Consider the following 22,957-nt stretch of genomic DNA (forward strand, 5'->3'; position numbering starts at 1 on the left):
TGTTACTATTAATAGCATTTATTGAATTTTTCGCAAGTTGTACTTCTCCCACGTTCACAATTTTTGCTACAATTTGCCTCTTTTTAAGATGTATAAGTTAAGTTGAGAGCACTATGGCAAACAATACGTTGCAATATAAAATTATCCCCGTGACTCCTTTTGAACAAAATTGCACTTTGTTTTGGTGTGATGAAACCAAACAAGCAGCCGTTGTTGATCCTGGTGGTGATATTGAAAAAATTATTGCTGCTATTGAAGCTAATAATTTAACCTTAGAAAAAGTGCTTATCACTCATGCACACATTGATCATGCTGGCGCTACTCATGATTTAGCCAGTCATTATGGTGTGCCAATAGAAGGGCCACATCAAGAAGATCAATTCTGGATTGACAGCATTGAAGGTCAAAAACAACGATTTGGCGGTGCTTTTTCGTATGCGAAAAAATTCACGCCAACGCGCTTTTTAGTACAAGGGGATAATGTTAGCTTTGGCAACATTACCTTAGAAGTCTATTTTTGTCCCGGTCACACCCCTGGGCATGTGATTTTCTTCCATCGTGAATCTAAATTAGCGCAAGTGGGAGATGTGTTGTTTTGTGGTTCGATAGGTAGAACCGACTTTCCACGTGGCGATCATGCCACACTCATTAACTCTATTCGTAATAATCTATTTACTTTGGGTGATGATGTGCGCTTTATTCCTGGTCATGGGCCCATGGGCACTTTCGGTCAAGAGCGGCAAACGAATCCTTACGTTAGTGATATGGCTGTAGCGCGGAGATAAATAACTTTTATGGATAGCTTTGTATTTCGCGCTCAAAGGCGTTTAAAAAAAATTGATTCCAGCAAATTGTTTCAAGGCGTTGTTATTGCAGTTATTTTACTTTCTGCACTATTGATAGGGGCAAAAACTCATAACCTGTCAGCCCAAACCATTGCCGTACTTGGCATCTTAGATTTAGCAGTAACCGTTTTTTTTGTTTTCGAAATAATTATTCGCTATTTAGCGTACCCAAATAAGAAAAAGTTTTTTCATAGTGGTTGGAACATTTTTGATACTGTCATTGTTATCGGCAGCTTAATACCAGATGGTGGCTCAGGTGTATTACTTGCTCGCTTATTGCGCGTATTTAGAGTATTACGTTTGGTGTCTATGGTGCCTGAGTTACGTTTATTGGTAAACGCCTTACTCAAAGCTATTCCTCGGATGGGATATATTGCCCTACTCATGTTTGTTATTTTTTACATTTATGGCGCAATTGGCAGTATGCTTTTCCACCAAATTAATGAAGTGTTGTGGGGCGATGTATCCATTTCAATGTTAACGCTATTTAGGGTTGCTACGTTTGAAGATTGGACAGACGTAATGTATGAAACCATGACCGTTTACCCATTAAGTTGGACTTATTACTTGAGTTTTATTTTTCTAACAGCGTTTATCTTTTTAAATATGATGGTAGGTACTGTTTTAGAAGTGATGGCTCAAGAGCATGATAGCCAAAGAGCGCAGTTACATGGTGAAAGTGATGAAGGTGGTGAGCCAGCAAGTCGCGCACAAATTGAAAAATTAGAACATGAATTAGCCGAAATAAAGGCATTGATATTACAAGATAAAAAATAACGTAATAAGTCTGCTAATTATAGAGTAAAGCGTTAGCCCTTAGCTTGCTGATATCTCGTTAGTATACTGTCTAAGTGATTGGCAAAGGCTTGTCTGTCACTTTGACTTAGCGCAGCAGGGCCGCCTGTTTGAACGCCACTTGCGCGCATGGTGTCCATAAAATCGCGAATATTCAGCCGTGATTTTATATTTTCTTTGGTAAAAAGCTCACCTCTTGGGCTTAGTGCTTGGGCAGATTTTTCAATCACCTCACTGGCAAGAGGAATGTCTGAGGTGATGACCAAATCGCCATTATTAACACGTTTTACAATTTCATCGTCAGCAATATCAAACCCTGAACTCACTTGCATAAAGTTAATTACTTTTGAAGGAGGTACGCGAATAGGGTGGTTAGCCACTAATGTCATTGGGATTTTTGTTCTTTCAGCAGCTTTAAATAATATTTCTTTGATTACCACAGGGCAGGCATCGGCATCGACCCAAATTTTCATAGTTGTTCTCAGCGTTGTCGGTTTCTCTGTTGTTATGATACCGTAATCAACCACTTAATATTACTTTTTACGCAACTTTACTTTTTAACCAAATTTAATGGGGTCCTTTTGTCTACGACTATGGTAAATCCGCATTACAAGCAAATATGGCAAACTGTCCAACTTATTCCTCAGGGAAAGGTAGCCAGTTATGGTCAAATTGCCGATCTTGCCGGTTTACCGGGTAGAGCACGGTTAGTTGGTAAAGCGCTTGGCAAGGTGCCTGAATCTGGCTGGCAAGGGAAAACCGTACCTTGGTACAGAGTAATCAATAGCCAAGGGAAAATTTCTTTCCCACAAGGAAGTGAGTCCTTTGAAAAGCAAAAACAAGCTTTGCAAGATGAGCAAGTTGTTGTTATTGATTCAAAAATTAAACTTAACGCCTTTCAATGGCAACCAGATTTAAGTGAAATATTATTCTCCCTTAGTTTTTAAAAGCTATTGTTTTATTGAATAAATTTCAATCAAGTTGTCTTTTTACTTGCCGTTTAGCTTTATGTGTGTATAATGCGCGCCTCGATGAAGGGATGTTGGTTTTTTCAACAAAATCACAATAAACGCTTAATGTTATTAACAAAGATTGATAATTTTTAAGTAGTCGCTTATTTAACAGTATGAAAATAAGCCCATCGAAATGAGTAGGGGTTTTCCGCCCAATAGACTTGCCCAGCTAGTTAATTTCCTTACTAGCAAGAAATATAGCGTGAGAGTACGCTATGCGCCTTAAGTCTTCCTGGTGGTTTCCTCGTATGATGTACGCAGGTTAAAGACTTAGCAATTAAAATTTAGACAGTTCTATCACTTCCACAACCTTGTTGTGCATGAAGATGAGTTTCTTTTGTCGAAAATTTTACCATGCTATTAATGCCTGCCTTGAGAAGATGACATATAAATGACTGATCAAATTAATACTCAAAGCACTCAAGTAGTTAGCTTTGACTCTTTAGGTTTACCTGAAAACTTATTATCTGCTATTACCAATATTGGTTTTACCTCAGCTACGGCTATTCAGGCACAAACGATTCCTCCGCTTTTAACGGGTAAAGATGTTTTAGGTGAAGCGCAAACAGGTACTGGTAAAACTGCCGCTTTCGGTTTACCGGCACTGGCTAAAATTGATACTTCAATTAGAAAACCACAATTAATGGTGTTAGCACCAACACGTGAATTAGCGATGCAGGTTGCTGAAGCTATAGAATCTTTCGGTAAAAACATGAAAGGTTTACGTGTAGCGACTTTATATGGCGGCCAGTCTTATGGACCACAATTTCAACAGTTAGAGCGCGGTGCTCAAGTCGTTGTTGGAACTCCAGGTCGTTTGATGGACCATTTACGCCGTAAAAGCTTAAAGTTAGATGCATTAAGTGTTTGTGTGCTTGATGAAGCCGATGAAATGTTAAACATGGGCTTTTTAGAAGATATTCAATGGATTCTGGATCACTTACCTGAAAACACGCAAATGTGTTTATTTTCAGCTACCATGCCACCAGCCATTCGTAAAATTGCCAATCGTTTCTTAAAAGAGCCTGAGCATATTAAAATTGCGGCTGTTAAAAAAGCGAAAGCAAATATAACGCAGTATGCATGGAAAGTAAGTGGTATTACTAAAATGACGGCGTTAGAGCGTATTGCTGAAATAGCTGATTACGATGCCATGATTATTTTTGTGCGCACACGTAATGACACTGTTGATGTAGCTGAAAAGTTAGAGCGTGCTGGTTACCCTGCATTAGCACTAAATGGTGACATGAACCAAGCACAACGTGAGCGTTGTATTGAGCAAATGAAATCAGGTAAGTCTTCTATTTTAGTGGCTACAGATGTTGTTGCTCGTGGTTTAGATATTCCACGTATTTCGTTAGTAATCAACTATGACTTACCGGGTGATAACGAAGCTTATGTTCACCGTATTGGTCGTACAGGTCGTGCAGGCAGAGAAGGCACATCAATTGCTTTTGTTCGTCCACGTGAAATGTACTCACTTCGTCATTATGAGCGTTTAACTTCAAGCAAAGTAAACATGTATGAATTACCAAATATTCAAGAAATTGGTAAAAAGCGTATTGAGCGTGCTCGTGTTGAAATTACAAGTATCGCTGAAAGTAAAGACTTAGAAAAAATGCGTGAAATTGTTGAGTCGATGGCAAATGAATCTGAAATGTCTATGATTGATTTAGCTGCTGCTTTGTTATACCAAAAGCAATTAAAACAACCATTACAGCCAAAAGAAGATCCTAAGCCTCGTCGTGAAGCGCGTGAAAATAACAGCCGTGACAGAAATGGTCGTGATAGAAATGATCGTGGCAGAGATGGTCGCCGTGATGCTCGTGGTGAAAGATCTGGCCAGCGTGGCTCACGTGAAGATAGACCACGTAAAGCTAAAGTTAATCGTAATGATGTTGATTGGCAAACATACCGCCTTGAAGTAGGTAAAGATCATGGTGCTCGTCCAGGTGATATTGTTGGTGCTATTGCCAATGAAATTTCATTAGACAGCAGCTATATCGGGCAAATTAACCTACATGAAAAGCATAGTTTTGTGCAGTTACCAAAAGGTATTCCTGCCGATTTGTTTAAGCAATTAAAAGGTGTGCGTGTTCGTCGTCAGCCATTAGCTATTAGTGCTTCTGATGAGCAAGTAGCTAGCCAACGTCCAGCTCGTCGTCGTAATGAGCGTCCATCACGTAATAATTAAAGCTAAGCAACTTAGTAAAGCTAAATTAGTGATTTGTTTTTAGTTGAAAAAGGCGCTTTATAAGCGCCTTTTTAATATCTAGTTTGTGAGTAGCTTTCTAGCTTTTAGTATTGAGGTTGTTATTGAGTAACAGTGTTTCAGCTTTTGCGCCTAAATAAACATAAATCCCTAAACCAATTAATAATCCCACCGATGCTCCCATCATTGCCACCGCTTTGGTTAAATACTCGGGTGAGCCTAAAACCGATTTAAACATTAATAACAATGCCTCAATAGAAACTGCAATTAAAATGGTAGCGATAAATCGTGTGATGGTTCTTCTGGTTGAACTATGTCTAAAAATGTCTTTTTTCATTAACACTTCTTCTTCAATAGTGGTTTTCCCTAAATCAAAGATTGCCAGTGCTAAAGTTAAAAATATAATAACCCCAAAAGGCTTTAGTTGAAGGTTTTCTGGTGTTGGCGATAACAATAAGCTGATTATTTCGCTACCCGCTGAATACAAAAGAATAGCAACGATAAAAAATAAACCAACAACAATTAACGAATAGACACAGGTAAAGAATGGGTGGAATTTATTCCGTTTTCTATCACCCATTAAAAATTCAATAGCATGGGCAAGATCTATATCTAAGACCAGTATCCCCATTACTTCGCCTATTTTATTACAATGTTTTATAGCAGCTGAAATACAAAGGTTATGACTAGAAGTGGACAAGTATGGTTCAGTAACAATAATGCCTTCGTGTTCTTTGGCTAGGATATAGTAAGGACGATATGAGCGATCAACGCCTTTATCTTTGTATGTTTTTACACTTTGATTTTTACTGTTAGCAATATTGGGACTTAACTGTGTACCTTTTTCATCGAGTGTAAACATCAGCTCAACAAAAGGGTAATTTTTGCCAAGCCAATTCATTGCATTAGTAAGTGCTTCATCATCAGAGAAAAAAGCTTCGTCAAAAGCTCCTGCTATAATTGACGCCATTAATTCATGGATTGAATTTTTATAGTCATGATACCTTTCAATGACATTTATATAATTCATAATTGTTTTGAATCAACTGTTTGAATAAGTGCTTTGATATATTTGATTATGGCAAGGGTAGTTGTTAGTCACCGTTGCTAGCAACGCTTAATTATTAGGTGAGAGTGTAGTTAATTAAGCGCTGCTAATGCATTAGTTGAATGAATCATTTTTTACCTTTGCTGTCGTGTTTCCCTGTCTAGGAGCATGCTTTTATTGTGGTCGATATCCCATTGGCTAATTGATAGGTGTTTCATTTCCTCAATAAACAAAGTGATAGACTTGAGCGGTTTCATCATTTTATTCATCATACTTTTTACTCCTCGTGTTAGCGTGTATACCTTTAATCAGCTACAAGTTCGTTTGTACTTTCATGTTCAGCTGCTAGATAGTTTTTTACAATTTTGAGGTTACCTTTAGTGATATCGTTAGTATTGATAGACTTAGCTTCAGTTAAATCAGCAAGTGCACCACTAAGATCGTCTTTTAAATAACGGGCAATTCCGCGATTACTATAACTTATCGATTTCAAATAACTTAACTTGCTGCTACTTGAATCCATTGAATTGATTGATTCAATGGCTGCAGTACAAGCAGATTCAGATTTTTCGATATCTTTGTTTTGTAGATAAGCAACGCACAGGCTAGTATTTTTTTCAAAATCACTTGTACCTATAGAGCTTTTAGTTAACTTATTGATACTGTAATCTAATTTACCAGCAATAATTGCTTTGGTTGCCGCTGAGTCTTTGATTACTGCGAGTTTTAGCGTATCTTTTTCAGCTAAAGCCGATGCAGAGCCCATAATGGCTACACCAGCTACCATCGCTTTTAAAGATATAGATTTTAATGACATGATAATTCTCCAATTGAAAGTAGGCACCTTGTTGATGCCCGTTAAATGTAGAGAATTGAGCGCATGCTGACAAACGAGAAAAATACACTTAATGGTTGAATTATTTTCATCCATTAAGTGAGAGGACTTTTAGAAGAAGTTTATGACTAAGTTATAGGGTAAAGCTATAGGACAAAGGTGTCTTTTACCCAATCAGCAAAAACAGTAAGCTCAGGTTTACCTTCCATATTTTCATGTTGAATTAAATAGTATCGGTCATTGGTGTTTAGCTCTTCATCAAAGAGTTTCACTAATAACTGTTCACTAAACCATGTTTTACTCATAGGTAGTGGTACAAGTGCAATGCCCATACCTTGTTGTGCAGCCCTAGCAACCCCAAACATACTGTCGAATTGTATAATTTGTTTAGGATCAAAATCGTCTATACCAACATTGTCGGCCCATTGATGCCATGACCATGGGCGAGATCTATGCAATATTAAAGGTGTATTTTTTAGGGCGTCAAAACCTGATGATTTAAGCTTTTTATAAAGTTTTTTATTACAAGAAGGTGCATACCTTATTGGAAATAAATCCTGAACTATACTTGCGTTGGGTTTACCATTGGCAAGCACAATAGATAAATCAGCCACTTGCGAAGGTTGACTGCCAGCTTTAACCGTTTCTAATTGTAAGTTGATGTCAGGATTTAGCTCAGACCATTCACTTAACCTTGGAATAAATAATTCGCTGGCGAAAAATTCAGGCAAACTGATCACAATTGTTTTGTTTTGCTGAGTATGAGTGAACTCTGAAATAGTTGATTCTAGCTGGTGAATAATAGGCTGTACTGCTTGATAAAATTGTTTACCTGCACTGGTAAGCTCTATCGATCTTGTACCTCGCTTAAATAACGTTAAGCCAAGTTGTTCTTCAAGTTGTTTAATTTGGTGGCTTACTGCCGATGGAGTTAAAAATAATTGAGCAGCAGCATGCTTAAAGCTTAAACACTTTGATGCAACACAAAAAGAGCGTAAACCACGGATAGGAGTTTGAATTGGCATATTATTCTGTAATTTTATTAATGACAAACTTACATAGCAAAAATTAAACCGACATGTAAGTTGTTGAACTTTAATTTAAAAAAAATTGTTGATATAAGTTATAACCTGTTTTTCGCACTATTTTAGTTCGGTTGCACAAATAATTTACATCATGATTAATGAATTTTTTAGATAAAAAAAAGGACATCAAATGATGTCCTAAAAAATAAAGCTAATGAAACATATTGTCTTTAAAAAATCGGGGGAAATTCAAAGAACAAGGCCATAATATTAATATCTTCGTAGTTAGGCAAACGAGATAAATTCACTCGATAGATGAATTTTTTTCACTCATCAATGTGAAGTAAAGGTAAAGTAATTTGTCTTCGGTAAAATTCAGACAAAAAAAAGGACATCAAATGATGTCCTAAAAATAAAGCTAATGAAACATATTGTCTTTAAAAAATCGGGGGAAATTCAAAGAACAAGGTCATAGTATTAATATCTTCGTAGTTAGGCAAACGAGATAAATTCACTCGATAGGTGAATTATTTTCACCTGTCTGTTTTTTAATATGCTGGGTCAATATGTGAATTTAAATACTATCTAGTTCTAATAATTTATTTTTTATTCAATTAGTGTCTGATAATTTTACATTATTGTTAATAAATCCTTTGGGTTTTATTTAACTTTATGTAAAACAAGAATAAATAAAGTTGGCTTGTATTTTGCTTTGTTCTGACTAGGTTTTATTAATAATTTGAATTAAAGGTTCTTCTCAAATGACAAAGATAAGTAAAAGCACTAAAGTAGTATTTGCAGGTATTAGTATTGTTCCTTTATTTGTTCAAGCAGGGGTTATTAATATAGACCCTGCAACCTATGCTAATAATGATGCAATAGATCTAAATGGTGATGGCGTTTATGATTATAACCTAGGATATAGTAATCTAAATGATAACTATAGTCCTTTACCTACACCGACAGCATCAGGTCAAACAGGCCATAGAACTTATGAAAACCACCAAGAATTTACGTTTGGTTCTAATTATTCAAACTTGTGGACGAGCTCTTTATTAACTTCTGGCTCTACAATTGATGAAAGCTCTATTTTCAGTGGTAACACAAGCGATTCAATTTTTTCAAATGATAGTTTGTATTTACAGTCTTATTCCTCTTTCCAAAACTGTTTTAAATCAAGTTGTTGGTATAGCTGGAGCCATAATTCTACAACTCAACTTAGCAACACTCGAACTTTTGGAGCATTACAAGGCCGTGGTTTGATGGGCTTATCATTGGATGTAGCAGGTGAAACTCGTTACGGTTGGATTGATGTAGAATTTGGTGAGAATACTTTGAATATTTTCGGTGGTGCCATTGCTGATGTTCAAAATAGAGGAATTATTGCTGGCGAACATCGATTAGTAAGTAGCATACCTGAGCCAGGTTCAATTGCGCTATTAGCTACAGGGTTAGCTATGGGTGCTGTTGTTAGACGCAGAAAGCTCCGTGTAAAATCAGCAGCTTAAGTTATATATGTTAATACAAGTAAGCGATTCAGAAGCTCTGAATCGCCTTGCTACTCTTGTAAAACCTAGCGATTTTGATGGTATTGAAATCGCTCCCCAATTTTATTCTTTTACTTGCCCAGACAGTGAACATGACGTTCTGCTTTTTTTAGCTGCTGAGCGAAGTGTAGAGTGGCGTTCCATTAAGCTGGGGTTATATTTTGCTGAGCAATTACAAACTCATGAACTTGATCTACTCGTTGCTGCTGTTGAGCTTGAGGCAAAAAAGTGGAATAGCTCTCAAATAACGTTTGTGAGTGATGAACACCAGTCTAAAGTACCTACTTATCTAATTAAGTGTTGCCAATGGATAAGATCGACGCAATATCGTTACTATCATCAAAACTCTCCTAGTCAAAATAGACTATCCAAATTAGAGTTATTTTTAGCAAAATATGAAGATAAGCTTGATAAAATTAAAGGGATAGTTTCTGTTGGCTTTGACAGTATAGATAAGTCAAAACTACATCGTTTTATTCTTGAAAATCTTGGTGAATCTTCTATGCTCACGCATAAATTTAACACTTCAGATTCATTGTTTATGCTTGATAGTGATACTAGAGAAATAGCTGGGTGCGTTATTATTCAAGTTATTAAGCATGAAATGCATGTGATAGGTTGGGGGATTTCTACAAAATTTCGTAATTCTCTTTTAATCCTTTTATTTATTAAACATATCGCAGAAATAATGAAAAAACATGATATTGAAGAGGCTAATTATTATTGCCATGAAAATAATATTGAAATGATGAAATTTTTAAAACGCATAAATATCAAAAACCGCAGTGAAAGATCAACATTGATCAAGAATTTATAGCATGAAAAAAATACTTGTTGTTTTACCAAATATTGGTACTGAATCTGAATCATTTACTCGATTGAAAAAGTGTTTACCTGCTAATGAATACTCTTGCATTGAATTTCCTACGAGTTTTCCTAATCTTAATGAATCATTCTGTACTTCGTTGGTAACAGGTCTTCAACCTTTTGAGCACGGAGTTTCACATTTTTTAAAATATAATGCTCTGACCAAAAGGTTAGGCCGATATAAACAAGAAGATATTAATTCGCAACCATTATGGGAAAAGCTGTCTAGTGATAATAATGTTTGGGTTGTCAATTGGCCAGCTTCTTTAAACCCCAAAATACAATCAAACACAGTCTACCTCGTTTCACCTGAATTTATTAATCCATTGTCTACAACTTATGAATCATGGCCAATTCAACCCTTTAGTGTTTATCCTTCTTCTTTATTAGAACAATTCATGAACTTCAGGTTGCACCCTAGTGACATTGAAGCAAGCGATCTTGACAGTTTAAAAAGTTTTGAAATTATAAAAGCTTCACCTGAAGCGATGAAATTGTTACTTGTGTTGCTGTCTATGATGACTACAATTCAATCACATGCTATTTTTTTTATTAACAGGCTTGAAAAAAGTTCAGGCTTTCTAGTGTTACCTATTTTTACCCTATTAAATAACATCGTTGCAGCAGTTCCTTCAGTTAAGTCTCAAGAAGTACGTGAAGATTTATATCAAGTTGCCGAACTCTTTATATCAAATCTATTTCAAAATGAAGCGGAGTTTATTGTAGTTGGGGATGGGTTTGATAATAGTAATACAAAAGTTAAACCTATGGCATTTGCCCTTAGTAAAGGGGTTGTAAGCCAAAATATTGTACATGTAGAAGATATATACAACTCTTTATGTAAATGGTTCAATGTAGAAGTAGGGCATCATGCTTTAAGTCAAGGTACTCCTACTAGCATAGATGAAAATTTATATTTGTCGGCACCAACAAATTACAGAGCTGACTTTTATTTTTATCTTTCTGAGTCTTTAAGAGCGAGAGATAATTTTTCTCTATCATACAAAGCCATATATGAAGCCTATAAATTAACACCAGAAAATAAACTTATTAAGTTCCGATATATTCAAGCCATTATAGAAGAAGAAAATAAAGAAAAGTTAATGGCAATAATTAACTCTTCTATTTGGGTTAAAGATAAAGCTATTTATATTATTTTTGAGTTTTTAATTAACGTGTTAACAACTGAAAACTATGATCAACTTGAGTTATCGATAACCTCTCAAGACTATGACATATTGCCATTTGTTCAAATGCAGCTGCTTTCTATATTATCTCATTTAGAAAACAACCCTGCTCATTCGTTTTTGTTAAAGTCATTAAGTCCTTTCTTCCTGGATCACACAGTACGTTTATTGTTTTTATCACGTTACTATCAATCAGAGTTGGATTTAAATGAGCTTGAAACTAACTTAAATTCGTCGCACCAAACAACGCTTGTGAAAAATATTCAAGCGCAGGTTATGAATCAATTATTAGCAAATAATCAGCTAGGTCACTTAAGTAAATTCATGTGAGCAATTTGTTTCATTTATTTTAAGAGGATGAAAATCAGGTTTATAAAACTCATCTATCATCAGTTCAAACTTATGGTAAATATTGCCTATCCCTTCAGTGTGTTCAGCTAGCCAATTTTTAAAAGGTGCCACTGGAATTCTATTTATGATTAACATCTGACATGATGTTACTTTATATAATGAAATGATATTTTCTACGGTCGTTTTCATAACTTCATGTAATGTTGTTCTATCATTATAAACTGACATATAGAGATCGAAAGCAACCGACTTGTGTTCTATTTCTTCTTTAGCATGACTCGCCCAAAACTCATAAATCTCTGAATCAGTAGTAATTTTTTCTTTTGGAATAGACAAGTATAAATAAGACAAAATAGAGGTTATATGCTCCATAGTTACAGTACAGGCAAGCCGCTCTTTAAGGGTTGTTTTATTCATATAATCGAAAACACTACTAAAATTATTTTCTAGTTTTTTTTTGTCATAGCCTTTTAGTAAACATAATTGCTCATTATAAGTAGTATGTGCTTTAGAATGTGACGCTTCCTGAGAAATAAATAATTGAATGCCTTGCCTTAATTTGGTGTCTGAAATTAAATTCACATGCTCATTAACACTTTTCATGAATAACTTTTCACCTAAAGGTAAAGCTATTGAAAATGCGTTAATTAAACTGGTGAGATATAAATTATTATTTAGCCAGTTTTTATTTAATGAGTCGGTTATGGCACTTGAATACTGCATAGACATTTTGGGTTTACCTTAACTCTTATTCAAATTTAATAAGTTTTTTTAATGACAATTTTTCAAAATATTACTAAAAAAATATGCGAAATTGTACTTTTAATAAAGGATATTTAAGCTGAACTAAGAGCTCGTGATTTTCCTTACAAACCCTTTATATTAAAGGAAATCCCTTGAATTAGCTAACTATCTATATTAAGGTTTATATGCAATTTATTTATAGAGCTTATTAGGTATCATGCTAGATAGAAAAGAAGTTTACAGCAAAATTATTGAAGCTATTGAGAACTCCCTTATTGTTGAAAATGTCGAGTTAAGTGAAACTACTCACCTAGTCAATGATCTGGATGCAGACTCTATTGATTTCGCAACATTGTTTATGGAACTTGAGGAAGTAAGTGATAAAAAGATACCAGAAGATATTGATATTAGCGTTAAAGATATCACTATAGGCGACTTGGTGGATCTTGTTATTGAGTTAGAGTCTAAAACTTAATATGACAAAAGTTTATGTTACTGGTACGGGTGCAATTACTAGTATAGGTCATTCGTCTCCTTCATTCTGGCAGTCCTGTTTGGATGGACGAGTTAATATAGAGGCAATACCTAAAGACTGGAGTAAGTATTGGACTTCAAAATCTAAATATTGGTCTCCTCTTAAATTACCTGATTATTTAGAACATGGCTTTCGTAAATTTGAAGTAAAACAAAATGACCCTGCGTCGTTAAATGCAATCATTGCAGCAACAGAAGCTTTGAATGAAGCCGGATTTACTTTAAAAACTAATGATAAGCGTCCATTAGCTATTGATATAGAAGAAGCTAACCCTTATAGAATAGGTGTTTTTATTGGAACCGGTGCTGGAGGTATTCAATCTTTACTCGATAACTATTCTTCAATGCTCTATGCCGCACAATTAGATCAAATTAATTCTGATGAAAAAGCTCACATAGCAGCAGATGAGGAAATTCTCACCCTAATTAACGAGTTTTTTAAAGGGAATAAACATGGGAATATCTTTTCATTACCCATGTTTTTACCTAACTCTCTTGCTGCATCCGTAGGAATTAAATTTGGTATAAAAGGCCCTGTAAATATTGAAGTTTACGCATGTGCATCTGGCAACATAGCTATTGGTAAGGCTTCTCAGGCAATAAAACGGGGAGATATTGATGTTGCTATTGCAGGTGGCTCTGAGTTTGTTGATGATCACTATGGTACAACATTCAGAGGTTTTGATGCTTTAAATACGCTAACAACATATCCCGGAAAGCCTGAAGAAGTGAATCGTCCTTTTGATATGGCAAGGAAAAACTTTTTATTTAGCCAAGGCGGGTGTGGGATGGTAGTTCTAGAAAATGAAGAGTCATTTTCAAAAAGAGCAAGTAAACCGCTTGCCGAAATTGTAGGTTTTTCTGAAACATTTGACGCACATCATTTTATGCAATTAGAACCTACAGGTACTGAAATTCGTCGTTTAATCAAGGAAGTATTAACTAAAAGCGCATTAACTTTTGATAAAATAGATTATATCAATGCACATGGAACAGGTACTGTCAGTAATGATCAACTTGAGGCTCAAATCATTATGGACATGTTCGGAGATAATGTTCCCGTAAATAGTACAAAAGGAATACTTGGACACACTCTCGGGGCTAGTGGGGCACTTGAGTCTATTGTATGTGTTAAAACCCTTAAAGAGCAACGGGCTCATCCATGTTTGAACATCGACAATCCTATTCTACCTTTGAATTTTGTAAAACGTTCAGATTCACATAAGTATAATACGGCATTAAACTTATCTTATGGTTTTGGGGGCCATAATGCTGCATTAATCTTTAAGTCGGTATAACGATATGGTAGCGCTGAGTATAGAAATTCATCTATTGAATTAATTGATACTCATTAAAGCTTAAAGATTGAGTAAAAGTTATCACACTTAGCGGTTCGCTATACCTATACAGGAAGGTTTAAGTTGTATTCAGGATATTTTACTAAAGAACGTATTCAAGAAGTATTGAATGAATATTTCACGGATAAAGACATTTTAATTAATGCTATATCGGTGGAAAAATTAAATGACATAGGGGTTGTAGGAGATCTATTTCGTTTAAATATTGAGTATCAAAATAGCGATGATAACTTACCTTATTCACTTATTGGAAAATTTTCTAACAACAGTCAAATTCAACGAAAATTTTTTCATCAAATGTCTCTCTATGATAAAGAAGTGAACTTTTATCAAGTTTTAGCACCAAAAACTAAGTTAACTCTACCTATTTGTTACTATAGCCACATAGACAGTGAAACTGGCTTTAGTTTTATATTACTGCAAGACTATAAGGATTATCATTCGAGTGATATTTGTCATGGGTGTAACTTAGCTGAAATATCTGCAGTTATTCAAAGTTTAACGTCTTTGCATTCTACTTGGTGGGGAAACCCATTATCTTATCAATTACCCTCTGTTAAAACTTCTTTGGAAAATACTTATAAGCTCTTTCATGGATGTTGGCCAAAGTTTGAGCGTAAAATTAAACAGTTAAGTCCAAATACCTCAGTAGCTGATGAACTATTAGAGTTAGGTGAGTTTATGTGTTTGAATGAGCAAAAAATAGTTGAAACGTTAACTTCTTCAACGTCAACTTTAACCCATATGGATACTCACTCAAGCAATATATTTTTTTCTAATGATGATAAAAATAAAGCAGCTCTTATTGACTGGCAAACGTATGTATACGGAATAGGTGTAACTGACTTAACATATTTTATGATTTCTTCAGTTGAAACTTCTATTAGGCGCTCTCATGAATTTTTAGTAGTTGAAGAATACCATCGTCAACTGATTGAGAAAAAGGTTACCGATTACACCCTCGAGCAATGTTTATTGGAATATAAGCAAGCAGCTCTGTGGAATATTTTAGTTTTAGTTGTTGGTATTATATTTGGTCGGAAGAAATTTAAAGATATAGATTTCATTGATATTGTTTTATTTCGCTTAAGTACCTTCATTCATGATCATAAGCTAATTCAAATATTGAATAGTAAGCCTTAAAGTACTGTAGGAAGGTAGCGTTTTCTTTTAAGAAAAAGCTATTGGGGTTCAACTGTAACGGTTCAATTTTTTGTTTTCATTTTAACAATATTAGTGTTTAAGGTTCACTTTGGCTGAAAAGTTGAATTGTATCTCCGTAGTATTTCTTCACGATTTTATCAAATTCACCAGCAGCCTTTAAGCGGCCAATAGCATCGGCTAATTGTTGTTTTTTACCTAAATGCTTAGACTTCACTGATAATTGTATTGCTTGATTTTTAGAGCCGATTTTTAAGGTATTGTTAAAGTCTAACTCTTCGTTATGTTCATGCAGGTATAGATGATAAATTAATACATGAATACCACCAGCAACAGCATTAATCTTCCCCGTTGTTAACATAAAAGCGAGTTCTTTGTAGTCCGTTAACGGCACTTTATTTAGCTTGTCATCGTTATCAAACCTTTTACTTAAATGCGAGCCCCTTGTTTTGCCAATGGCAAGATCATATAAGTCATCATACGTATTTATAGGTTTGTTTTTACTGCCAACTACAACAGTATCTATCTCACGAATCGAAGCGACAACTTCTGTTAGGTGTTTCCGAGCGTCAGAAACAAAAATAACCCCACCATCATGCCTACCAGCTTCAATACTCTTCCATATTCTCGCGTATGGTAAGAGCACTTTTTCAATACATAAATTCGATTCTTTAGCTATAGCCGCTATATAATCAGCATGAACACCTTGAATAGTGTTATTCTCATCAATAAACCCTAAGGGCTTCATTTGCATGACATGAAATGTCATACAGTCATTAGAATTTGGCTTGGCGTTGAAACTTACGCAACATAAAAGTAAAAATACAGAAGTAATTTTGAATGTTCTAAACACAACAATATCCTCCCCAAAAAAATTTAAGCACCTATTTTCAAGTATAAACCTTGAACATAATTAGTCTAATTAACTTTTATATAATGTATTTTTTTTAGCCTGAGTTGTACTTAATACTAGAAAAGCAGAAAAACAGGTATCAAGTAAGTAACTTTATCTGGTTAATATAACGCTTTGCTTAATCTGCGGAGATTAATTCAGGTTCACTTATTTGATTATACGTTTTGGGTTTATCAATTTGGTGAGCGATTAAATTTTGTGGAAGATGCGGTGTAAGTAAATAATTGAAGTTATCAACGTTTGTATTGCTAGTATCTAACCATGAATTTATCAGTGAGTTATCTTGTGGCAGCATTAACGGCATAGCTTTACTGTGTATGTGTTTTAGTTTTTTATGTGGAGGTAAGGTAATCACTGAACATGATGTGGCTATTTCACCTGTGTGCTTATTCATCCAATCTCTTGCTAACCCTCCTAATAAAATCCCACCATTTTCAGCTTGCATATCATAATAATGCACAGGCTTTTTATTTTGAAATTCAGTTTCTCCAAAACCCTTAACGGCAATGATGCAGCGTGATTGTCGGTAAGCTTGGTAACCTGCGCTTCTCGGTGTGTTTAACTTATCAAATCGCGTGTTAAACGATGTGTATTTAGATGGTTTAAAACCGTTTTCGTGTTGATCTAGCAATAGCCACCATGTGGCGTTTTGCACTATTCTACTGTTATTAACATTTCTTATGATTGAAACGGTATCAGCGGCTTTTACAAACCGTTTATCGATAGGTTTATCCATAACTTTATTAATTTTCAAGCTGGTATAAAGTTTTTTTACACCGCTGTCGAAGGTTGCATTAAATCTTCCACACATAATTTAGAGGTTGTTGATTAATCACTTTTATCAAGTTTAACACTTTATTTTGGGTATATGTTGCCAATTAGAGGTGTATTGTGGACTCAGAAAATGGCGTTTCATGTTCCATTTTTCTGTTTGTCCTGCACTGGCAATGTTAATACTGCCTTGACCATAACGATGGTTAATCTTATCTAAACACTGCATTAATTTGGGGTTGGTATTATCTGGAGTAAATAAATCAGCTTGATAAAACTTATTACTTGTAAGTTCGATAGCACCAACACCGCAGCGATAAAAGTTCACCCCTGTTTGATAAATATTGGGTAATACAATGGATATTGCACTGGCTAACTGACTGGTGTTATCGGTGGGTATGGGAAACGGGTAAACTATGGCTTGTTTGTAGTAGTATTCATCATGTGGAGAGCTTGAGGCAAATACCATGACTTTATGGGTTTTTGATGATTGCTTGCGAAGTTTTCTTGCGACAATAGTAGCGTGGCTAGCAAGTGCTGCATGTAATGTATGATAGTCAGTAATACGCTGCCCAAAACTACGGGTAGAAAATATCTCTTTCTTTGGCTCTTTTACTTCATCCCATGAAAGGCATGATATACCGTTTAATTCATTAACGGTACGTTCGGTTACTACACTAAATTGTTTTCTTATTTCTTTTGGATTTTGCACTGCTAATTGTTGAGCAGTTGTAATGCCTTGCATGTTAAGCTTCTTCGCAATGCGGCCACCAATACCCCATACATCACTGGTTTTCATTTTATTTAAAATAGCGACGGCGTCATTGGAGTGTTTAATAACAGCAACACCATCAAACCCTGCTAGTTTTTTAGCGGCATGATTTGCCGCTTTTGCTAAAGTTGCGGTATGTCCAAAGCCCACACCAACAGGTAAGCGTGTTTCTTGCCATATAGCTTGTTTTATTTGCTGGCCGTATTGATGCCAATTATTAATGGCTCGGTGAAAATTATCAAAGTAGAGAAAAGCTTCATCAATTGAATAAATGTGCTGATTATCACAATATCTGGCGATTACCGTCATCATTCGCTCAGATAGGTCAGCATATAGTTCATAGTTGGATGAACGGATCACCACTTGATGTTTATAGAGCAAATCTTTAACTTGAAAGAAGGGAGTAAATTTGGGAATACCTAAGCGTTTGGCAATAGGGCAAACCGCACAAATACAGCCATCATTATTGGTTAAAACAACAACAGGCTTATTGCGAATGCTTGGATCAAATACTTTTTCAGCCGACGCATAAAATGAAGTAGCATCAACTAAGCAATACATGCCACTAACTCAGGTGCTTTATGATGTAATCGAATAGAACGAGTAACCACACCCTCAACTTGAAATTCATCTTGCTCTGAAATACTCACGGGCTGATGATACTTAGAGGCAGATATTAATCGTGCTTGTGCTTTATCAATGAGTTTACATACAAAACAACCATTATAATTGGCAACAATCACATCACCATTTTTAGCCGATAGTGCGCGATCAACGATGAGTAAATCACCATCAAAAATACCAACGCCTTGCATAGATTCCCCTGATGCTTGTCCAATAAAGGTTGCATTAGGGTGTCGTATTAATAACTGATCAAGCGATAAACCTAATTCCTTGTATTCCGCTGCGGGTGATTCAAATCCTGAAATACCTGCGTCAATGTATATGGGAATAACTTTCATACAAACCAAACTATACTGTAAATAAATACAGTATAGTTTTTTAGTTGTCATTAATAAAGTAATTATGAGTGGGTTGTGCAGAACAATTCAGTTAGTTGGTCATTAGCCATGCATTTTTAAAAACTTTGTTAATAAGGTTTCTTCACTTTCTACATGGTTAGGATCAGGTTTTACGCAGTCTATTGGGCAAACGCTTACGCATGTTGGTTTGTCATAATGACCAACGCATTCAGTACATTTGTCAGCATTAATTTCATAGATGTGCTCACCTAAGGTGATCGCACCATTTGGACATTCAGGATCACACATATCGCAATTAATGCAGCTATCTTCAATAAATAGTGCCATGAGTTAATTGCCTATTTATCCGCTTGGTTTTGCGCAAATGGGTGACGGGTTGTGCCGCCGTCAGTTAAGTAGCGCATGATAATACCGAATTCGAGATCTAAGTCGGTTTCTAGTTCAATAGAAACTTTGTGACCTGAGCCTTTAGCATCTGTGATGACTTCGCCATTTTTACTGTTGATCATATGCGTTAAGGTAAAGCTGATATTGCCATTAGGTGTCATCAGCTCTAATGCATCACCCACTAAAAACTTATTTTTAACGTCAATTTCAATTAAGCCTGTCGTTTTATTTTTGCCTGTGACTTCACCAACAAATTGTTGCGTGTCACTTTTTGAATAGCCGTAATCATAATTTTGAGTTTCAGAAGGGCGATGACGTTGTAAAAAGCCTTCGGTATAGCCTCTATGTGCTAAGTGTTCTAAGTCAGTATTTAAAGCTTGATTAAAAGACTTATTTGCTAAAGCATCATTGATGGCATGCTTATATACTTGTGCGGTACGAGCACAGTAGTAGAAAGATTTTGTTCTGCCTTCAATTTTCAAGGAATGCACGCCCATTTTTACTAACCGTTCAACATGTTCAACTGCACGTAAATCTTTAGAATTCATGATGTATGTACCATGCTCGTCTTCAAAAGCAGGCATGTATTCGCCAGGGCGGCCTTGCTCTTGTAGTAACACTACATCATCAACGGGGGCGTTTTCAGGTACCAGAATATCTTTTTCAGGGGTGTAAATTTCAGCAGGTTTTACAGCAATTATGTCGCCTGTTTCTGTTTCTTTGGCTTCATGTGTGTCATATTTCCAACGACATGAGTTAGTACAGGTGCCTTGGTTAGGATCACGTTTGTTAATATAACCTGATAATAAACAACGGCCAGAGTATGCCATACAAAGTGCGCCATGAACGAAAACTTCTAATTCCATTTCAGGGCAATGAAAACGAATATCTTCAATTTCATCTAAGGAAAGTTCGCGTGAAAGTATTACGCGCTCAACGCCTTGTGCTTGCCAAAACTTAACCGTGGCCCAGTTCACAGCATTAGCTTGAACTGATAAATGAATTGCCATCTCTGGGAAATTTTCACGCACTAACATGATCAGCCCAGGATCAGACATGATTAAGGCATCGGGCTTCATAGCAATAACAGGTGCAATATCTTTTAAAAAGGTTTTTAACTTACCATTATGCGGAGCAATGTTATTTACTAGATAAAACTTCTTACCTAAGGTATGCGCTTCATCAATACCAATCTTTATGTTTTCTAATGTAAATTCATTATTTCTAACCCGTAAAGAGTAGCGAGGTTGGCCCGCATAAACTGCGTCTGCGCCGTAAGCAAAGGCGTAGCGCATATTTTTCAGACTGCCTGCTGGCGATAATAATTCAGGTGTAAACATAAAATTAATCTTTTAAATAATGCTCTTATTGTGGAGCCTAAAACTCTTAATATTGAGCCTAAAACATAGGGGCGCGTATTATATACCCAATTTTCGTAAGGATATAGATTTTGTAGGAGAAAAATTCATCATTTTAATCATGAAAGGTAATTATTGTCTGGTTTGTAAAACTTATTGGGAAATTACTTTTGGTCGGTTTTCATATAATGTTGAAAATAGGTAAAAATTTGCAGGGTAAAGAAAAATCTGTGCTACTTTTAAACTAGAGAGTACGTTTTGCCAGAATAATAAAAAGGGGAGCTATATGGCAACTGAAAATGCTTTGTACACAATTTTAATGGAAAAAATAAAACATGATGAATTAGTGTTACCCACCTTACCCGAAGTTGCATTAAAAGTTAGACAAGCTGCGGATGATACCGAAATTAATTTAGGGCATATGAGTGATATTATCTCGCAAGATCCTGCACTTTCTCTTGGCATGATTAAAGTTGCTAATAGTGCGTTGCTTGGCAGAACGTTTAAAGTCGAAACGGTTTCTCAGGCGGTTACTCGTATAGGTTTAAGGCAAATAAAATGCATTGCTACTGCCATGGCGCTTGAGCAAGTGTTTGTGTCTGACAATGACGTTGTGGCCATGTACATGAAAAAGTCATGGCTTAAAACAATCGATATAGCTTCGGTGGCTATTAGTTTAATGAGCTTATACCTTAAAGATAATAAGCATAGCCCATTAACTTTAGACACTATTACCTTAGCAGCATTAATTCATAATATTGGTATTTTACCTATATTAACCGAAGCTGAGCAGCACCCTGACGTATTTGCAAACCCAACTTTTTTACAGCAGGCTATTATTAAATTGTCAGGAAAAATTGGTGGTACAGTTACCCGTGCTTGGGATCTTTCAGATGAATTAACGTTATTGGTTGAAAGCTGGAGTGATTTAACTGTGTTGCCAAAAGAAGTTCATTACTTAGACTTTATTCGTGCCGGCGCTATTTACCATAGCATTTTTAAAAACGCTTCGACTCAAGAAGTCTTGTTAAATAGTTATGTTAAGAAAGGGATTTTACCTTCGGCAGATTATATGCAAAATGATGAGTTTAAAACGATGTTGGCTGATGTTAAAACAATGTTTATTTAGTGATTTAGACTGGAAATAACAACAAAAAAAACAGGTGGGTAACTGCTTTTTTGTTGTTTTTAGCGTGTAAAATTAAGGTGTTATTGACAGGATTACTGTGCAGCAATCATTTGCTCAGCAGTATCTAACATTCTATTGGCAAAGCCCCATTCATTATCACACCAAACTAACATTTTCACTAAACGCTTGTGACTAACACGAGTTTGATTGCCGTCAACAATACATGAATGCGGATCATGATTAAAATCAGATGAGACCAAAGGCTCCTCTGTATAAGAGACGATACCTTGTAAGCCCCCTTCACTAAGCAACTTGTGCTGATTAGATTTTATTACTTGGTTAATCGCATCTATAGTGACATCTTGATTGACGGTTATACTTAAATCCATTGCAGTGACGTTTATTGTCGGTACGCGTACAGCAATAGCTTCAAAACGACTTTTAAATTTGGGTAAAATTCGCTCTATACCTAATGCTAACTTGGTATCAACGGGAATAATTGATTGGCTAGCGGCACGCGATCTACGTAGATCAGGGTGATAAGCATCAATAACTTGTTGATCATGCATAGAGGAATGAATGGTGGTAATAGTGCCACTTTCAATACCAAAAGCATTATCAAGTATGTTTATGACAGGGACTATGCAGTTTGTGGTGCAAGAGCCGTTTGACACTATGCGATCATCACTGGTTAGCTGTTGATGATTTACCCCATAAATTATGGTGGCATCAATATCATGGCTAGCAGGGTGAGAAAATAGTACTTTTTTAGCCCCTTGATTAATGTGCGCTAGACCGTCAGCTTTACTGCCAAAAGTACCTGTACAATCAAGCACTATATCAATATTGTGTTGTTGCCATGGTAAGTCGGTTAACTTATCAACGTGTGATAATGCTATTTTATCCTTGTTGATCAATAAGTGATTATGCTGTAATTCTACAGGAATAGTAAAACGCCCATGAGTACTATCGTATTTCAATAAGTGAGCAATACCTTCAGCAGGTGCAAGATCGTTAATGGCAACGAGATTAAATAACTCATTTTTACCACTTTCGTAAATAGCTCGAACAATGCTACGACCAATACGGCCAAAGCCGTTAATAGCGATATTTATCATAAAG

General features: G+C 35.7%; 23 protein-coding genes. 11 read left to right on the plus strand and 12 right to left on the minus strand.

Annotated features, from left to right (window positions below):
- Positions 1–113 precede the first annotated feature (113 nt).
- Both AC27GZ_RS14280 and AC27GZ_RS14285 read left to right on the plus strand, forming a co-directional pair.
- On the plus strand, positions 114–785 hold the full coding sequence (locus AC27GZ_RS14280; protein WP_487095995.1) for an MBL fold metallo-hydrolase: 672 nt from the start codon (positions 114–116) through the stop codon (positions 783–785).
- 9 nt (positions 786–794) lie between these two features.
- A complete protein-coding gene (locus AC27GZ_RS14285; RefSeq protein WP_487095996.1) occupies positions 795–1,622 on the plus strand; it encodes an ion transporter in 828 nt (275 codons plus the stop codon).
- A 32-nt stretch (positions 1,623–1,654) separates the two neighbouring features.
- Here AC27GZ_RS14285 and AC27GZ_RS14290 read toward each other — a convergent pair whose 3' ends face one another.
- Complete coding sequence (locus tag AC27GZ_RS14290; RefSeq protein ID WP_487095998.1) at positions 1,655–2,113, minus strand: YaiI/YqxD family protein; 459 nt, start codon at positions 2,111–2,113, stop codon at positions 1,655–1,657.
- Positions 2,114–2,233: 120 nt separating this feature from the next.
- Between AC27GZ_RS14290 and AC27GZ_RS14295 the strand changes: the two genes are divergently transcribed.
- Positions 2,234–2,587: an MGMT family protein gene (locus AC27GZ_RS14295; protein WP_487096178.1), complete on the plus strand. Its 354-nt coding sequence runs from the start codon at positions 2,234–2,236 to the stop codon at positions 2,585–2,587.
- A gap of 457 nt (positions 2,588–3,044) precedes the next feature.
- Positions 3,045–4,847, plus strand: coding sequence for a DEAD/DEAH box helicase (locus tag AC27GZ_RS14300; protein WP_487096000.1), 1,803 nt, complete (start codon positions 3,045–3,047; stop codon positions 4,845–4,847).
- 97 nt (positions 4,848–4,944) lie between these two features.
- Here AC27GZ_RS14300 and AC27GZ_RS14305 read toward each other — a convergent pair whose 3' ends face one another.
- From AC27GZ_RS14305 to AC27GZ_RS14315, 3 genes are all read right to left on the minus strand, one after another.
- Entirely contained in the window at positions 4,945–5,895 is a 951-nt protein-coding gene (locus AC27GZ_RS14305; RefSeq protein WP_487096002.1) for a PDC sensor domain-containing protein, read from the minus strand.
- A gap of 322 nt (positions 5,896–6,217) precedes the next feature.
- Positions 6,218–6,730, minus strand: coding sequence for a hypothetical protein (locus AC27GZ_RS14310; RefSeq protein WP_487096004.1), 513 nt, complete (start codon positions 6,728–6,730; stop codon positions 6,218–6,220).
- 164 nt (positions 6,731–6,894) lie between these two features.
- Positions 6,895–7,767 (minus strand): LysR family transcriptional regulator, encoded by an 873-nt coding sequence (locus AC27GZ_RS14315; RefSeq protein ID WP_487096179.1) that lies wholly within the window; start codon positions 7,765–7,767, stop codon positions 6,895–6,897.
- Positions 7,768–8,534: 767 nt separating this feature from the next.
- Between AC27GZ_RS14315 and AC27GZ_RS14320 the strand changes: the two genes are divergently transcribed.
- The 3 genes from AC27GZ_RS14320 to AC27GZ_RS14330 are packed head-to-tail and all read left to right on the plus strand — an operon-like array spanning position 8,535 to position 11,704.
- On the plus strand, positions 8,535–9,281 hold the full coding sequence (locus tag AC27GZ_RS14320) for a PEP-CTERM sorting domain-containing protein (RefSeq protein WP_487096005.1): 747 nt from the start codon (positions 8,535–8,537) through the stop codon (positions 9,279–9,281).
- Positions 9,282–9,288: 7 nt separating this feature from the next.
- The gene (locus AC27GZ_RS14325) at positions 9,289–10,137 is read left to right on the plus strand and encodes a hypothetical protein (RefSeq protein WP_487096006.1); all 849 of its coding nucleotides are present in this window, start codon (positions 9,289–9,291) and stop codon (positions 10,135–10,137) included.
- 1 nt (position 10,138) lies between these two features.
- On the plus strand, positions 10,139–11,704 hold the full coding sequence (locus AC27GZ_RS14330; protein WP_487096007.1) for a hypothetical protein: 1,566 nt from the start codon (positions 10,139–10,141) through the stop codon (positions 11,702–11,704).
- Here the strand turns inward: AC27GZ_RS14330 and AC27GZ_RS14335 are convergent.
- Positions 11,687–12,454 (minus strand): metal-dependent hydrolase, encoded by a 768-nt coding sequence (locus tag AC27GZ_RS14335; RefSeq protein WP_487096008.1) that lies wholly within the window; start codon positions 12,452–12,454, stop codon positions 11,687–11,689. The two genes, AC27GZ_RS14330 and AC27GZ_RS14335, sit on opposite strands and share 18 nt — an antisense overlap.
- Before the next feature lie 232 nt (positions 12,455–12,686).
- Here AC27GZ_RS14335 and AC27GZ_RS14340 point away from each other — a divergent pair, with 232 nt between their 5' ends.
- From AC27GZ_RS14340 to AC27GZ_RS14350, 3 genes are all read left to right on the plus strand, one after another.
- Positions 12,687–12,944: an acyl carrier protein gene (locus tag AC27GZ_RS14340; protein ID WP_487096010.1), complete on the plus strand. Its 258-nt coding sequence runs from the start codon at positions 12,687–12,689 to the stop codon at positions 12,942–12,944.
- 1 nt (position 12,945) lies between these two features.
- A complete protein-coding gene (locus tag AC27GZ_RS14345; protein WP_487096011.1) occupies positions 12,946–14,301 on the plus strand; it encodes a beta-ketoacyl-[acyl-carrier-protein] synthase family protein in 1,356 nt (451 codons plus the stop codon).
- Between the two features lie 123 nt (positions 14,302–14,424).
- A complete protein-coding gene (locus AC27GZ_RS14350) occupies positions 14,425–15,504 on the plus strand; it encodes an oxidoreductase family protein (protein ID WP_487096012.1) in 1,080 nt (359 codons plus the stop codon).
- Between the two features lie 97 nt (positions 15,505–15,601).
- Here the strand turns inward: AC27GZ_RS14350 and AC27GZ_RS14355 are convergent, their stop codons facing one another.
- From AC27GZ_RS14355 to trhP, 6 genes are all read right to left on the minus strand, one after another.
- Positions 15,602–16,375 (minus strand): substrate-binding periplasmic protein, encoded by a 774-nt coding sequence (locus tag AC27GZ_RS14355; protein ID WP_487096014.1) that lies wholly within the window; start codon positions 16,373–16,375, stop codon positions 15,602–15,604.
- Positions 16,376–16,553: 178 nt separating this feature from the next.
- Positions 16,554–17,246, minus strand: a complete 693-nt coding sequence (locus AC27GZ_RS14360) for an SOS response-associated peptidase family protein (protein ID WP_487096016.1) — start codon at positions 17,244–17,246, stop codon at positions 16,554–16,556.
- A gap of 36 nt (positions 17,247–17,282) precedes the next feature.
- Positions 17,283–18,539, minus strand: coding sequence for a Y-family DNA polymerase (locus AC27GZ_RS14365; protein WP_487096018.1), 1,257 nt, complete (start codon positions 18,537–18,539; stop codon positions 17,283–17,285).
- On the minus strand, positions 18,527–18,940 hold the full coding sequence (locus AC27GZ_RS14370; protein ID WP_487096020.1) for a LexA family protein: 414 nt from the start codon (positions 18,938–18,940) through the stop codon (positions 18,527–18,529). The genes AC27GZ_RS14365 and AC27GZ_RS14370 overlap by 13 nt, the downstream gene beginning before the upstream one ends.
- A 102-nt stretch (positions 18,941–19,042) precedes the next feature.
- Positions 19,043–19,288 carry a YfhL family 4Fe-4S dicluster ferredoxin gene (locus tag AC27GZ_RS14375; protein ID WP_487096021.1) on the minus strand — a complete coding sequence of 82 codons (246 nt, stop codon included), beginning with the start codon at positions 19,286–19,288 and terminating at the stop codon, positions 19,043–19,045.
- Between the two features lie 11 nt (positions 19,289–19,299).
- Positions 19,300–20,688 carry a prephenate-dependent tRNA uridine(34) hydroxylase TrhP gene (gene trhP, locus AC27GZ_RS14380; RefSeq protein ID WP_487096022.1) on the minus strand — a complete coding sequence of 463 codons (1,389 nt, stop codon included), beginning with the start codon at positions 20,686–20,688 and terminating at the stop codon, positions 19,300–19,302.
- Positions 20,689–20,992: 304 nt separating this feature from the next.
- On the opposite strand from trhP, the gene AC27GZ_RS14385 reads away from it, so the two are divergent.
- Positions 20,993–21,835: an HDOD domain-containing protein gene (locus AC27GZ_RS14385; RefSeq protein WP_487096024.1), complete on the plus strand. Its 843-nt coding sequence runs from the start codon at positions 20,993–20,995 to the stop codon at positions 21,833–21,835.
- A gap of 92 nt (positions 21,836–21,927) precedes the next feature.
- Here the strand turns inward: AC27GZ_RS14385 and epd are convergent, their stop codons facing one another.
- On the minus strand, positions 21,928–22,953 hold the full coding sequence (epd, locus tag AC27GZ_RS14390; protein WP_487096025.1) for an erythrose-4-phosphate dehydrogenase: 1,026 nt from the start codon (positions 22,951–22,953) through the stop codon (positions 21,928–21,930).
- Positions 22,954–22,957 lie beyond the last annotated feature (4 nt).

The sequence above is a fragment of the Colwellia sp. SU-HH00943 genome (genome assembly GCF_057546125.1).

Excerpts from the sequence above, each read along its gene's own strand:
- AC27GZ_RS14280 (WP_487095995.1), top strand. The coding sequence starts at position 114 with ATGGCAAACAATACGTTGCAATATAAAATTATCCCCGTGACTCCTTTT.
- AC27GZ_RS14285 (WP_487095996.1), top strand. The coding sequence starts at position 795 with ATGGATAGCTTTGTATTTCGCGCTCAAAGGCGTTTAAAAAAAATTGAT.
- AC27GZ_RS14290 (WP_487095998.1), bottom strand. The coding sequence starts at position 2,113 with ATGAAAATTTGGGTCGATGCCGATGCCTGCCCTGTGGTAATCAAAGAA.
- AC27GZ_RS14295 (WP_487096178.1), top strand. The coding sequence starts at position 2,234 with ATGGTAAATCCGCATTACAAGCAAATATGGCAAACTGTCCAACTTATT.
- AC27GZ_RS14300 (WP_487096000.1), top strand. The coding sequence starts at position 3,045 with ATGACTGATCAAATTAATACTCAAAGCACTCAAGTAGTTAGCTTTGAC.
- AC27GZ_RS14305 (WP_487096002.1), bottom strand. The coding sequence starts at position 5,895 with ATGAATTATATAAATGTCATTGAAAGGTATCATGACTATAAAAATTCA.
- AC27GZ_RS14310 (WP_487096004.1), bottom strand. The coding sequence starts at position 6,730 with ATGTCATTAAAATCTATATCTTTAAAAGCGATGGTAGCTGGTGTAGCC.
- AC27GZ_RS14320 (WP_487096005.1), top strand. The coding sequence starts at position 8,535 with ATGACAAAGATAAGTAAAAGCACTAAAGTAGTATTTGCAGGTATTAGT.
- AC27GZ_RS14325 (WP_487096006.1), top strand. The coding sequence starts at position 9,289 with ATGTTAATACAAGTAAGCGATTCAGAAGCTCTGAATCGCCTTGCTACT.
- AC27GZ_RS14330 (WP_487096007.1), top strand. The coding sequence starts at position 10,139 with ATGAAAAAAATACTTGTTGTTTTACCAAATATTGGTACTGAATCTGAA.
- AC27GZ_RS14335 (WP_487096008.1), bottom strand. The coding sequence starts at position 12,454 with ATGTCTATGCAGTATTCAAGTGCCATAACCGACTCATTAAATAAAAAC.
- AC27GZ_RS14340 (WP_487096010.1), top strand. The coding sequence starts at position 12,687 with ATGCTAGATAGAAAAGAAGTTTACAGCAAAATTATTGAAGCTATTGAG.
- AC27GZ_RS14345 (WP_487096011.1), top strand. The coding sequence starts at position 12,946 with ATGACAAAAGTTTATGTTACTGGTACGGGTGCAATTACTAGTATAGGT.
- AC27GZ_RS14360 (WP_487096016.1), bottom strand. The coding sequence starts at position 17,246 with ATGTGTGGAAGATTTAATGCAACCTTCGACAGCGGTGTAAAAAAACTT.
- AC27GZ_RS14365 (WP_487096018.1), bottom strand. The coding sequence starts at position 18,539 with ATGTATTGCTTAGTTGATGCTACTTCATTTTATGCGTCGGCTGAAAAA.
- AC27GZ_RS14370 (WP_487096020.1), bottom strand. The coding sequence starts at position 18,940 with ATGAAAGTTATTCCCATATACATTGACGCAGGTATTTCAGGATTTGAA.
- AC27GZ_RS14375 (WP_487096021.1), bottom strand. The coding sequence starts at position 19,288 with ATGGCACTATTTATTGAAGATAGCTGCATTAATTGCGATATGTGTGAT.
- trhP (WP_487096022.1), bottom strand. The coding sequence starts at position 20,688 with ATGTTTACACCTGAATTATTATCGCCAGCAGGCAGTCTGAAAAATATG.
- AC27GZ_RS14385 (WP_487096024.1), top strand. The coding sequence starts at position 20,993 with ATGGCAACTGAAAATGCTTTGTACACAATTTTAATGGAAAAAATAAAA.
- epd (WP_487096025.1), bottom strand. The coding sequence starts at position 22,953 with ATGATAAATATCGCTATTAACGGCTTTGGCCGTATTGGTCGTAGCATT.